Consider the following 12,587-nt stretch of genomic DNA (forward strand, 5'->3'; position numbering starts at 1 on the left):
GCCATCATCTTGCCGCCGGACTCCTTCGAAACGGAAGAGAAACATGATGGCAACTCGGAGAAAACTGCTGGTCATGGGCGTCTCGGTCGCCACGGCGCTGGCGCTGGGCGCCTGCGGTGCCACCGCGGACAAGAACGAGGGCGGGTCCGGCGGCGGACCCGCCACCGGACTGCGGATCATGGTGCCGAACACCCCCGGCGGCGGGTACGACACCACCGCTCGCACCGCGGCCAAGGTGATGGAGGACGCCAAGATCGCCACCGGGGTGCAGGTCTTCAACCTGCCGGGCGCGGGCGGCACTGTCGGTTTGCAGCGCATGGTGAACGAGAAGGGCAACGGCAAGCTCGCCATGCAGATGGGGCTGGGCGTGGTCGGTGCCTCGTACACCTCGAAGTCGTCGGCGACGCTCACCCAGACCACCCCGCTGGCCAAGATGATCGAGGAGGCCGGCGCCATCGTGGTGCCGAAGGACTCGCCGTACAAGACCATCGGCGACCTCGTCGCGGCGTGGAAGGCCGACCCCAAGGGCATCGCGGTCGGCGGCGGCTCGTCTCCCGGCGGCCCGGACCACCTGCTGCCGATGCAGCTCGCCAAGGCCGTCGGCATCGACCCCCGCCAGGTCAACTTCGTCTCGTACGACGGCGGCGGCGAGCTGCTGCCGGCCGTGCTCGGCGGCAAGGTCGCCTTCGGCGCCAGCGGCTTCGGCGAGTTCCTCGACCAGGTCGAGGCCGGTCAGATCCGGGTCCTCGCGGTCACCAGCGCGGCCCCGATCGACGCGCTCAAGGACGTGCCGACGCTGAAGTCGTCCGGCATCGACCTCGTCTTCACCAACTGGCGGGGCATCGTCGCGCCGCCCGGCATCAGCGACGCCGACAAGAAGGTCTGGATCGACGCGCTGACGAAGATGCACGAGTCGGACGAGTGGAAGGCCGAGCTGACCAAGCGCGGCTGGACCGACGCCTTCGTCACCGGCGACCAGTTCGCCACCTTCCTCACCGAGCAGGACAAGTCGGTGGCGGACCTGCTCACACAGCTCGGACTGGCATGACCGGCATGACCACCCGACCGGAGCGGGGCGGCGACCCGCCGCCCCGCCCGGGCGCCGCCGACGGACCGGTCACCGCGCCGGTGCCGGGCCAGCCGACCGGTCCGGACCCGGCCACGTCGGGCGGGACGCCGACGGTTCCCGGCCCGGACGTGGCGCCCGCCTCGGCGGCGGGACGGCTGGGCGCGGCGCGTACGCCGGTCGGGCCAAGGGAGCCCTCGGCCGTGCCGGGCGGTCCCGCCCCGGCCGACGCGGAACCGGCGGCGACGCCGCGCCGCGACCGGGCCCAGTACGCCGTCTGCGCCTTCCTCGCCCTCGTCGGCGCGCTGGTCCTCGTCGACGCGGCCCGCACCGGGCACGCGATCAGCACCGCCGACCCGATCGGCCCGAAGCCGGTGCCGATCCTGCTCGGGGTGCTGCTGCTGATCGTCGCCGCGATCTACGCGGTGGACGTGGCCCGTGGCGGCGCCGGGGAGCCGGAGGCCGGCGAGGACGTCGACCTGACCACCCCGATCGACTGGCGGACGGTGCTGCTGCTCATCGGCGCGTTCGGAGTCAACGCGGTGCTCATCGACCGGCTGGGCTGGGTGATCAGCGGGACGCTGCTGTTCTGGGGTTCGGCGTTCGCGCTGGGCAACCGGCACCACGTGCGCAACCTGCTGATCTCCGTCGCGCTGTCGTTGATCACCTTCTACACGTTCGCCATCGGGCTCGGCGTGAACCTGCCCGCGGGCGTGCTGCAAGGGATCCTGTGATGGACAACCTCGGAAACCTGCTCGACGGGTTCGCCAACGTGGTGACCCCGATGAACCTGCTGATCGCGCTGCTCGGGGTCACCATCGGCACCGCCGTCGGCGTGCTGCCCGGGATCGGCCCGGCGATGACGGTGGCGCTGCTGCTGCCGGTCACCTACGGGATGGAGCCCACCCAGGCGTTCATCATGTTCGCCGGCATCTTCTACGGCGGCATGTACGGCGGCTCGACCACCTCGATCCTGTTGAACACCCCGGGCGAGTCGTCCTCGGTGATCACCGCGATCGAGGGCAACAAGATGGCGAAGGCGGGCCGGGCCGCGCAGGCTCTCGCCACCGCCGCGATCGGCTCGTTCGTCGCCGGCACCATCGCCACCCTGCTGCTGGTGGTGGTGACCCCGCCGGTCGTGCGGTTCGCGATCAGCCTCGGCGCGCCCGACTACTTCGCGCTGATGCTGCTGTCGTTCGTGGCGGTCACCGCGGTGCTCGGCGCGTCCCGGGTACGCGGCTTCGCCTCGCTGCTGATCGGCCTGGTCATCGGCACGATCGGGATCGACGCGGTGAGCGGCCAGCAGCGGCTCACCCTGGGCATCCCGCAGCTCGCCGACGGCATCGACGTGGTGGTGGTGGCGGTCGGCATCTTCGCCGTCGGCGAGGCGCTCTGGATCGCCGCGCACCTGCGCCGCCGCGCCGCCGAGGTGATCCCGGTCGGACGGCCGTGGATGGGGAGGCAGGACTGGAAACGGTCCTGGAAGCCGTGGCTGCGCGGCACCGCGTACGGATTCCCGTTCGGCGCGCTGCCGGCCGGCGGGGCGGAGATCCCGACGTTCCTGTCGTACGCCACGGAGAAGAAGCTGACGAGGCACCCGGAGGAGTTCGGCCGGGGCGCGATCGAGGGCGTCGCCGGGCCGGAGGCGGCCAACAACGCCTCCGCCGCCGGCACGCTGGTACCGATGCTGGCCATCGGCCTGCCCACCAACGCCACCGCCGCGGTGATGCTGGCCGCCTTCCAGCAGTACGGCATCCAGCCCGGCCCGCTGCTCTTCGAGCGGGAGTCGGGCCTGGTGTGGACGTTGATCGCCAGCCTCTTCGTGGGCAACCTGCTGCTGCTGGTGCTCAACCTGCCGCTCGCGCCCGCCTGGGCGCGGCTGCTGCGGATCCCCCGCCCGTACCTCTACGCCGGGATCCTCTTCTTCGCCTCGATGGGCGCGTACGCCGTCAACGCCCAGCCGTTCGACCTGTTCCTGCTGCTCACCCTCGGCCTGCTCGGCTTCGGCATGCGTCGCTTCGGGCTGCCGATCCTGCCGCTGATCGTCGGGGTGATCCTCGGCCCGCGCGCCGAGTTGCAGGGCCGACGGGCGTTGCAGCTCTCCGGCGGCGAGCTGCACGGCCTCATCGGCGGCTGGGTGTCCTGGACGGTCTACGCCGTGGTCCTGGTGGTGCTGCTCTGGCCGGTGCTCGGCCGCTTCGTCGTTCGACCTGTTCGCGAAAGGCTGGTGACCCGATGACGGTGCTGGTGGGGTACGTCCCCTCGGCCCTTGGTGAGGCGGCCCTTCGGGCCGCCGTGGAGCAGGCCCGGTTCCGCGACGAGCCGGTGCTGGTGGTGAACACGTCGCGCGGCGACGCCTACGTCGACCCGCGCTTCGCCCAGGAGGACGACCTGGCCCAGGTGGTGCGAGAGTTGACCGCCGAGGGGGTGCCGCACACCGTCCGCCAGCTGATGCGCGGGCGGGACGCGGCCGAGGAGATCGCGGAGATCGTCGACACGGAGGAGATCTCGCTGGTGGTGATCGGCATCCGGCACCGCACCCCGGTGGGCAAGCTGATCATGGGTTCGACCGCACAGGAGATCCTGCTTCGGGTGCCCTGCCCGGTGCTCGCGGTGAAGGCCGACTGAGTGGAGTGCCCTCCACCGCTCACGGGGACTCCGGGCTGACCGGGGTCCCCGTGCGTACCCAGACGGGCCTGCTGCTCGCCCACACCGTCGTGGTGCAGGCGGTCACCTTCATGCTGCGCCCGGCGTCCGCGTACCGGGCGCTGGACCTGGACGTGCCGGCGGCCTGGCTCGGCGTGCTCGGGGCCAGCTTCGCCGTCGTGCCGCTGGTGCTCGCGGTCCCCTCCGGCCACGCGGTCGACCGGTTCGGCGAACGCCGGATCGTGCTGGCCGGCTCGGGTCTGCTCGCCGCCGCCGGCGCCTGCTTCGTGCTGTTCGCCGACTCGGTCGCCGGCCTGGTCGTGGCCAGCATGGTCCTCGGCACCGGCCACCTCTTCGCGGTGGTCGGCCAACAGGCGCTGGTCGCCAACCGCACCGCGGCGGACCGGTACGACACGGCTTTCGGCTACTACACCTTCGCCGCCTCGCTCGGCCAGGCGCTCGGTCCCGGCCTCATCGTGGCCTTCGGCGGTGACCGCCCGATCCCGGACACCGGGGCGATCTTCCTCGGCGCCACCGCGCTCACCCTGCCCCTGCTGGTCGCCGCCGCGTTCCTCCGTCCGTCGGCGCACCATCGGCAGGCGGCGGGGCCGGCCGCCGGTGGGCTGGGCGGCCTGCTCCGGCAGCCGGGACTGGTGCGTGCCCTCGCGGTCAGTTGCGTCGTCCTGGCGGCGGTCGACATCACCCTGGTCTACCTGCCGGCCCTCGGTGCGGAGCGGGGCATCGCCGCCGGCACCATCGGCGTGCTGCTGGGGTTACGGGCGGTCGCGTCGATGACCTCGCGGCTGCTGCTCGGCCGGCTGGTCGCCGCCGTCGGTCGGCGCCGGCTGCTCGTCGGCACCGTCGCGATCTCCGCCGCCGGTCTCGGTCTGCTGCTGCCGCCCCTGCCGCTGTGGGCAATGGCCGTGGTGGTCACGGTCTCCGGGTTGGGCCTGGGCGCCGGGCAACCGCTGACCATGTCGTTCCTGGCCGAGGCCGCGCCGCCCGGGCTGCGCGGCCGGGCGATGTCCCTGCGCCTCACCGGCAACCGGCTCGGCCAGGTGCTCATCCCGAGCGCCGCCGGTGCGCTCGCCGCCGGCGCCGGGGCGGCGGGCGTGCTCGCCTGCACCGCCGCCGGCCTGGCTGGCGCGGCCGTCGCCGCGACCGGCCTGCACCGGCCGCCCCCGGAACCCTGAGCGCGGCCCTCGCTCGCCGAGTGGGGGAATCGGACCTGACGTGGACACCTGGACGACCACCGCCGGCGAGAACGTCTGCGCGCCCGGTCGCTTTCCAAGATCACGAACACGTAAACGTCCTTCCCGGACACATCGACGGTGGTTACAGTCTCCGCCGTGAGGCTTCCATGGACTCCACGCGCGTTGCCGGCGGCGGCAGCAGACGTTGCCGCCACGTCGGCCGAGCGCGCATGCCACCGCTGAACGCGGCCCTTCGACGACGTGGCGTCATCGCGCACGCTCCCGTACGCGAGGTTCGCCGGGCGGAGGCAGACGGCGCCAGACCGGTGCCGTGGTGGGCGCCTCACAACTTCCCCAGTGCTCATCCCTCCATCTGAGAGGCACCCATGCTCAGCAACACCCCCCTGCGGCGCCGTACTCTGTTGGCCGCCGCGGCCGGCGCCGCATTCGCGCCCGTCGTCGCCGGCCAGGCCCGAGCCGCGATCCCCCGCGTCTACATCGACCCGGGGCACGGCGGCACCGACCCCGGCGCGGTCGGTAACGGCCTGCAGGAGAAGGCACTCACCCTCGACATCGCCCTGCAGCTGCGCAGCATCCTGCTGGCCAACTGGAGCGTCGACGTGCGGATGTCACGGACGACCGACGTCACCCGCAGCCTCACCTACCGCACCGACGACGCCAACGCATGGGGCGCCGACCTGTTCGTGAGCGTCCACATCAACTCGGGCGGCGGCACCGGCTTCGAAAGCTACCGGTACCCGACGGCGGACTCGGCTACGGTCAACCTGCACAACGCACTGCACTCGAGGGTCCTCGCGGGCATGCGGACGATCGGTGGGGTCGCCGACCGGGGCCAGCGGACGGCCAACTTCCACGTACTCCGCGAGACCACCATGCCGGCGGTCCTCACCGAGAACCTGTTCATCGACACCGTCGCCGACGCGAACCTGCTCAAGCGGGCCGACTTCATCACCGCCACCGCCCACGGGCACGCCCAAGGCATCGCGCAGTACCTGGGGCTCGGCAGCACTCCCCCGCCCGCATACAGCACCATCGTGGACAACGCCACCGCGGGCCGCTTCAGCGCGAGCACCAACTGGGGCACGTCGACCTACTCGGCACAGCGGTACGGAGCCGACTATCGGTTCGCCAACCCGGTGGCCGCGAGCGACGCGGCATGGTTCAAGGTCAGCATTCCGCAGTCCGGCAACTACCGCGTCGAGGTGCGGCACCCGGCGGACCCCGGCTACAACAGCGCGACGCCGTACGTGATCGTCACCGCGGCGGGAAACCAGACGGTGCACGTGGACCAGCGCACCAACGGCGGCGTCTGGCGTTCGATCGGCACCTTCAACCTCGCTGCCGCCGACCGCAACCTGGTCGGTGTGAGCCGTTGGAGCAGCGCCGGCGGATACGTGATCGCCGACGCGGTACGGGTCACCCGGGTCTGAGGCGCCGGCCTCAGCGGTGAGGGGGAGGGCGCGGCCCGTGCACTGTCGCGCTCCGCGCCCTCCCTCGCGGAGTGATGTGTCGGCGTGGACAACGTGGGCGGCCGGACCGCGTAGGCGTACCCGTCGTAGGACTCGTCTCGCCGACGGTTCCAGCAGCAGGCCCTGGCTTCAGGAATGCGACGACCAGAACTGCCTCGGATACGTCAACAGTGTCCTCCTCTTCGCTCCGCCCTGCCTTGGGTGCGGCGGGCTCTCGGATTCGGCCAAACGGGGCGCGGGCGTGAACGCGAGCGCGGTGGCGCGACCGATCCCGTTCGCCGCACCCGTCACGAATGCGACCTTGCCCGCGAAGCTGGCGCCAGCCGTCCTGTCCAGCACTGGTTCCTTTCCGCGTTGGAACTCACGCAGCGCGGCGTTCGCTGCCATGGCGGTCGCCCTCCCAGGGGTGGCGCGGTTCGTCAGGGGTTGAGGAGGACCTTGATGGCCCGACGCTCGTCCATGGCCTTGTAGCGGGCGGTCGGTGGCCCCGAGATAGGCAAGGATGGTGCCCATGGAAAACGACCTTCTGCTTGCTCGACGTGCCGCCCTGACCGGTGCCGCAGTGGGTCTGCGGTATTTCGCGGCCCTCGCTCAGCTTCCCCGGCAGCTGAAGTCGGACGGCAGCGTAGTGACGGAAGCCGACCGCGCCGTCGAAGCCGCCATCCGAGAGGTCCTGGCCGACACGCGGCCCGACGACGCCGTCCTGGGCGAGGAAGCCGGGCAGAGCGGTGGGGGCAGCCGTCGCTGGATCGTCGACCCGATAGACGGCACCGCGCTGTTCGTCGCCGGTGACAACCGGTGGTTGGTGCTCGTCGCGTTGGAAGAGGCTGGCGAGATCGTCGTCGGGGTGGCCGCGGTTCCCGCGCAGGGGAAAGTCTGGTGGGCGCAGCGGGGCGGCGGCGCGTTCCAAGCGGACTTCTCCGGACTGACACTGACCGACGAGCGACGGATCACCGTTGACGTCGACAGGCCGGACATCCTGCGCGGAAGCCGACTCGGCGTGATTCCCACCGACGATGAACTCTTCCAGGCTGAACGCGAGATGATCGCACCGCTGAGTGCCATGACCTCGACCGCGCCGTGGAGCACCCATGCTGCACTGCTCGTCGCGTCCGGGCAGTTGGACCTCGCCGTCCAGACCCGGGGACAGGTGTGGGACTACGCGGCTACGTCGCTCATCGTCGAGGAGGCTGGTGGGCGCTTCAGCGGGCTTGACGGGCAGGCACAGCCCGCCCCGGGCCGGCGCTGTTCGCGCGCAGCGGCCTCGTGCACACCGCGGCACTGCAGGTCCTCAACACCGGCGCCGACCGGTTGGCGGACGACCACCGATCGATGCGCTGAGCAGCAGCCCGCCAGCCAAGCCCTTCGACCTTCGCCGACTGCCGCTGCCGCGCTCTGCCACAGTAATCACACCCGGTGAACGCTGATGGTCACCACGACCAGGTGGCCGGGCCCGAGGCCGGTGCCGGGCGCTGCGTTTGTCGGCGGCAGCGAAGGCGAACGACCGCGAGGCGGTACCGTGTCGGAAACCGAAGCGCTGGAGAAGGCGGGCGGAATCGACTTGCAGCACCGACCGACCGAGCTGCCAAAGGCCCGCATCGCCGAGCAGCAACCGGATACCGCGTACGCCCTCAGCGCGCTCGGGCACGACGCCCACCAGGCGCTGTCCCCACTTGTCCGCTGGTCCGACGACTGGGCCGGTGCCCTCGCCGGCCACGCGGCAGTTACCGGCGAAGGAATGCCGGCTTGACTAACTTCTCCCGCCGCGATGTGACGATCGTCGACGCCTGCACGCTCCGGGGACAAGGCGGCAGCCCCACCGCCGTGCTGGTCGACGACCCGGCGCTCGACGATGGCGCACGCCGCGTGGCGGTTCGCGATGCAGGCACCTCACACGCGGCGTTCGTGGACACGGGCACGGACACTGTCCGGTTCTTCACCACGCATGGCGAACTCACCAACTGCGGGCACGGCACCGTGGCCGCCCAAACGTTCCTGCTGCGCCGTCGCGGGGCAACAGAGCATCACGGGCACCAGCGGACCGGCGGCCGCATCTTCGGCACCACGGCGGTCGAGCGCGACGACGGCATCGAGGTGTGGTTCGACCAGGGCCTTATCGGTCTTCAGGACGGCGTTCCCGCGGGCCTCGACGGGGTCCTCGGCGCCCTCGGTATCGGGCCGGACGCCATCGCCACGAACGACACCCCGACCGTCGCATCGCCGGGAACGCCGCGACTGCTCGTGCCCGTCAAGACGGCGCCGATCCTGCGCTCGCTGCGACCGGATCTGCCCCGGCTCGCCGCTGAATGCCGCCGCCTCGGTTACCTCGGCTGCTTTGCCTACACGATGTCTCCGGTCAACGGCAGGGCGATGGCGCGCATGTTCGCGCCCGCCATCGGAGTCGGCGAGGATGTGGTCAACGCCAACAGCAGCGGATGCCTCGCCGCGCATCTTCATGTGACACATGGCCGGAACAGCGTCGAAGTCGAACAGGGACACTCTGCCGGACGTCCGTCCCTGGTGTTCGCCACCGCGACGACCACCCGTGAGGGCATCCTGACCCGGGTCGGCGGGACGGCCGTTGTCCGAAGCAGACTCGAGGGCACGGCGGCCTGACGCATCCGGGCCGTCCGGGCGGGGGTGGCCAGGATGGCGACGAGCGTCAGCGCACCGAGTCCAACTCCGTGGAATCCACCACGATTCCGTCATCGCCGTACCGGTCAGTCCGACGGGCCCGACCGCCCGTCCGGCCCGTCGCGGTCCGGGCCGGAACGGGCCGGTTTGCGCGCCCGCCGCCGCTGGGCCAGGGCCGTCACCAGCAGGGACACCCCGAGCGCGGCGTCGCCCCAGCGGCGCAGCGCGGACCGGAGGCCGGGAGCCGGCGGCGGGGGCCCGGGAACGACGACGCGGCCCACCCCCGGGTACGCCAGCCGGGACGCACGGGCCACCTCCTGCTCCGACTCCCCCGACAGGTTGCCGTGGATGGTGACGTTGCGGGCGTCGTCGCGGTAGCGCCACCGCCACAGGTCGCCCTCGGACCACATCTCGATCCGCTCGCCGGGCAGGGGCGGCGCCTGTGCGGCAGGACCGGGCGGCTGGTGCGCCCGCCCCGCGTCGCCGCCGCGGCGGGGCCCACCGACGGCCCGCCGCAGGTCGGCGCGGGTGAGATCGCCGATCCCGGCGGCGTCGCCGCGGTTCAGGGCCCGCGCCACCAGGTACGCGAGCAGCCCGGCCGCCACGGGCAGCAGCAGGACCAGCACCTGCAGCAGCGAGCGCACGTCATGGGTCGGCACGTCCAGCAGCCGGGCGACGATGTCGTCGCCCGCGGCGACGGTCAGCACCCCGTAGAACGTGATGGCGGTTACGCCGATGCCGGTGCGCGCGGGGTGGCCGCGGGGGCGGTCGAGCAGTTGGTGCGGCCGGCGGTCCTTCGTGCGCAGCCGCTCGGCGAACGGCCAGGCGTACAGGGCGAGGAAGGTCAGCCCGCCCAGCACCACCCCGGGGACGAACGGGGCGGGCACGAGGTACCCGGCGATTCGGATCTCCCACGGCGGGAAGAGGCGCAGCGCCCCGTCGCCGAAGGCGACGTACCAGTCGGGTTGGGCGGGGGACGTGGCCTCGGACGGTTCGAACGGTCCGTAGATCCACACCGGGTTGATCTGCACCAGCCCGCCGAGGGCGAACAGCACGGCGAGCACCCAGGCGAACAGGGCCAGCGAGCGCAGGGCGTAGCTGGGCCAGAGCCGGGAGCCGACGACGTTGTGTTCGGTCCGTCCCGGACCCGGGAACTGGCTGTGCGTCTGCCGCACGATGATCGCCAGGTGGATCGACACCAGCGCGACGAGGAGGGCCGGGACCAGCAGCACGTGGCTGACGAACATCCGGGGAATCATCTCGTCGGAGGGAAACTCGCCGCCGAGAGCCAGGAACGCCAGCCACGGCCCGACCAACGGGACGGACTCCGTCACCGAGACGAGGATCCGCAGGCCCATACCGGAGAGCAGATCGTCCGGCAACGAGTAGCCGGTGAAGCCGTTGAACAGGGCCAGGGCCAGCATGGTGACGCCGATCAGCCAGTTGATCTCGCGCGGCTTGCGGTACGCCCCAGTGAAGAAGATCCGGCTCAGGTGCACCACGATCGCGGCGACGAAGACCAGCGCCGCCCAGTGGTGTGTCTGCCGGATCAGCAACCCGGCAGACACGTCCCAGCTCAACCGCACCGTCGAGGCGTACGCGGCGGAGGTGGGGACGCCGTCCAGCGGCGCGTAGCTGCCCTGGTAGACGCGGTCGGCGGCGCTGGGGTCGAAGAAGAGGGTCAGGTAGACGCCGGTGAGGATCAGCGCGACGAACGAGTAGAGCGCGATCTCGCCCAGCATGAACGACCAGTGGTCGGGGAACACCTTGGCCAGGGCTCTGCGGGCGACGGGAGACAGCCGCAGCCGGTCGTCGAGGGCGCGGGCGAACCGGTCGACGATCACGGCCGGCCCCAGAAGCCGGCGCCGGGTGGGGCGGTGAAGTCACCGGTGGCGCGCAGGTGGCCGTCCGGACCGACCTCGATCGGCAACCCGGGCAGCGCTCGGGCGGCCGGGCCAGACACCGGACGGGCCGCGGCGAGCAGGTCGAACGAGGACTGGTGGCAGGGGCAGAGCAGTTGCCCGGTACCTGCCAGGTAGAGGCGGACCGGGCAGCCGGCGTGCGTGCACAGCAGCGAGTAGACGACCAAGCCGTCGAGGTGACCGCCGGCCGGTGGCCGGGTGAAGCGTCGCGGGTCGAGACGGACCGCGAAGGCGGGCCCGTCACCGGCGTCGACGTCGCCTTCCGGGAAGACCACGACCATCGTGTCCGCCGGCACGTCCTCGGGGCGCAACAGTCGCCCCTCGCGGGTCACCAGCCGCACACCGAACCCCCAGGGCGTGTCCTTCCGTGCCGTCACCGGGCGGGCGCGGTCGAACGGCAGCAGGGAGCGCAGCGGGAAGAGCGCGGTGACGCCGAGGGCGGCCAGCGCCAGCCCGAGCGCGGCGAGCGGGCCACGGCGGCGCAGCGGGCTGTCCTCGGCCGTGAACTCCGCCGCCGCCAGCGCCTGCGTGCGCGGCGGAGGGGTGAACCCGGCGTGCTCCTCGACGTAGCCGCCGGACGGCACGAGCCGCCGCCCCCAGACCGCGAGCCCCACGGCCAGACCGGCGAAGGCCACCGCGAGCGAGACGCCCTCCCACTGCGTCTGGCCGCCGAGGACGTAGGTCACCGCGAAGCCGACCGCTCCGGCGGCGCTGACCAGGAAGGCCGTGACGATGCGGCGGGTCACACCCCGGTCGGGCGGCGGTGCACCGCTGTCGCTCACTCGCCAGCCCTCCCGCCCAGCCAGCGCGCCGCCGCGACGAGCAGTCCCAGCACGACGATCCACGCCACGAGTCCCTCAGCCAGCGGGCCCAACCGGCCCAACGGGTTCCCGCCCCGGTCCAGCCGGTCGCTCTGCAACCTCCGCACGTAGGTGACCACGTCGTTGACCTGCTGGTCGGTGAGGACCTGGCTGGGAAAGACCGGCATCAGACCGGGACCGACCCGCACCGCCTCGGCCACCTGCACCGCGGTCGCGTCGTACAGGGGTGGGGCGATCGATCCGTCGGTCAGGTACGCGCCCGCCCCGGCCGCGCCGTGGCAGGGTGCGCAGGTGGCGGCGAAGATCTCCCGGCCGTTGGTGACGCTGCCGGGTGCGACCTGGGGGATCTGCGGGCCGCCGCCGAAGGTGCCGACGTGGCCGACCAGCGCCGCGATCTCGCCGGCCGAGAACACCGGCTCGGCACGTCGGGGCTGCTGCTGCTCGGTCGAGAGCGGCATCCGGCCGGTGGAGACCTGGAAGTCGACCGAGGCGGGCCCGACACCGATCAGGGAGGGCCCCCGCTGGGCGCCCTGGCCCTGCGGGCCGTGGCAGCTGGCGCAGTGCTGCCGGTAGAGCTCGGCGCCGTGGTCCGCCGGTGCCGACACGGCCGGTGCGGACGTGGACGCCGCCGACGTGGCCGGTGCTGGCGTGGCCGGTGCGGACGTGGCCGGTGCGGACGTGGCCGGTTGGGGGTCGGGCTGCGCCGCGACGCCGGGTCCGGCGGCGAGCGTCAGCACCGCACCGACGGCGAGGGCCCGCCGGGGGTGCACCCTGCGGCCCCGTCCGGCGGTGATCGTTGCTCGTTGGTCCACGGC

At 72.3% G+C, this 12,587-nt stretch carries 12 protein-coding genes; 9 read left to right on the forward strand and 3 right to left on the reverse strand.

Features of this window, described 5'->3' with window-relative positions:
* Positions 1-46 precede the first annotated feature (46 nt).
* From ACZ6Q9_RS20570 to ACZ6Q9_RS20610, 9 genes are all read left to right on the forward strand, one after another.
* Complete coding sequence (locus ACZ6Q9_RS20570; protein ID WP_396829382.1) at positions 47-1,048, forward strand: Bug family tripartite tricarboxylate transporter substrate binding protein; 1,002 nt, start codon at positions 47-49, stop codon at positions 1,046-1,048.
* 5 nt (positions 1,049-1,053) lie between these two features.
* The gene (locus ACZ6Q9_RS20575; protein ID WP_396829383.1) at positions 1,054-1,800 is read left to right on the forward strand and encodes a tripartite tricarboxylate transporter TctB family protein; all 747 of its coding nucleotides are present in this window, start codon (positions 1,054-1,056) and stop codon (positions 1,798-1,800) included.
* Entirely contained in the window at positions 1,800-3,305 is a 1,506-nt protein-coding gene (locus ACZ6Q9_RS20580) for a tripartite tricarboxylate transporter permease (protein WP_393262352.1), read from the forward strand. The genes ACZ6Q9_RS20575 and ACZ6Q9_RS20580 overlap by 1 nt, the downstream gene beginning before the upstream one ends.
* Positions 3,302-3,694, forward strand: a complete 393-nt coding sequence (locus ACZ6Q9_RS20585) for a universal stress protein (protein ID WP_393262355.1) — start codon at positions 3,302-3,304, stop codon at positions 3,692-3,694. Before ACZ6Q9_RS20580 ends, ACZ6Q9_RS20585 begins: the two co-directional genes overlap by 4 nt.
* 50 nt (positions 3,695-3,744) lie before the next feature.
* Positions 3,745-4,905, forward strand: coding sequence for an MFS transporter (locus ACZ6Q9_RS20590; RefSeq protein WP_396829384.1), 1,161 nt, complete (start codon positions 3,745-3,747; stop codon positions 4,903-4,905).
* Between the two features lie 386 nt (positions 4,906-5,291).
* On the forward strand, positions 5,292-6,356 hold the full coding sequence (locus ACZ6Q9_RS20595; RefSeq protein WP_396829385.1) for an N-acetylmuramoyl-L-alanine amidase: 1,065 nt from the start codon (positions 5,292-5,294) through the stop codon (positions 6,354-6,356).
* 550 nt (positions 6,357-6,906) lie between these two features.
* Positions 6,907-7,815 (forward strand): inositol monophosphatase family protein, encoded by a 909-nt coding sequence (locus ACZ6Q9_RS20600; RefSeq protein ID WP_396829386.1) that lies wholly within the window; start codon positions 6,907-6,909, stop codon positions 7,813-7,815.
* 99 nt (positions 7,816-7,914) lie between these two features.
* Complete coding sequence (locus ACZ6Q9_RS20605) at positions 7,915-8,145, forward strand: hypothetical protein (protein ID WP_393449601.1); 231 nt, start codon at positions 7,915-7,917, stop codon at positions 8,143-8,145.
* A complete protein-coding gene (locus tag ACZ6Q9_RS20610) occupies positions 8,142-9,011 on the forward strand; it encodes a PhzF family phenazine biosynthesis protein (RefSeq protein ID WP_393449598.1) in 870 nt (289 codons plus the stop codon). Before ACZ6Q9_RS20605 ends, ACZ6Q9_RS20610 begins: the two co-directional genes overlap by 4 nt.
* Before the next feature lie 104 nt (positions 9,012-9,115).
* On the opposite strand, the gene qcrB is transcribed toward ACZ6Q9_RS20610, so the two are convergent.
* From qcrB to qcrC, 3 genes are read right to left on the reverse strand one after another with little or no spacing between them, the layout of a single operon-like run.
* Positions 9,116-10,873 carry a cytochrome bc1 complex cytochrome b subunit gene (qcrB, locus tag ACZ6Q9_RS20615; RefSeq protein ID WP_396829387.1) on the reverse strand — a complete coding sequence of 586 codons (1,758 nt, stop codon included), beginning with the start codon at positions 10,871-10,873 and terminating at the stop codon, positions 9,116-9,118.
* Positions 10,870-11,733, reverse strand: a complete 864-nt coding sequence (locus ACZ6Q9_RS20620; RefSeq protein ID WP_396829388.1) for a ubiquinol-cytochrome c reductase iron-sulfur subunit — start codon at positions 11,731-11,733, stop codon at positions 10,870-10,872. The genes qcrB and ACZ6Q9_RS20620 overlap by 4 nt, the downstream gene beginning before the upstream one ends.
* Positions 11,730-12,584, reverse strand: coding sequence for a cytochrome bc1 complex diheme cytochrome c subunit (gene qcrC, locus ACZ6Q9_RS20625; protein ID WP_396829389.1), 855 nt, complete (start codon positions 12,582-12,584; stop codon positions 11,730-11,732). The genes ACZ6Q9_RS20620 and qcrC overlap by 4 nt, the downstream gene beginning before the upstream one ends.
* Between the last annotated feature and the right edge of the window lie 3 nt (positions 12,585-12,587).

The organism is Micromonospora sp. NPDC049139, from assembly GCF_055586845.1.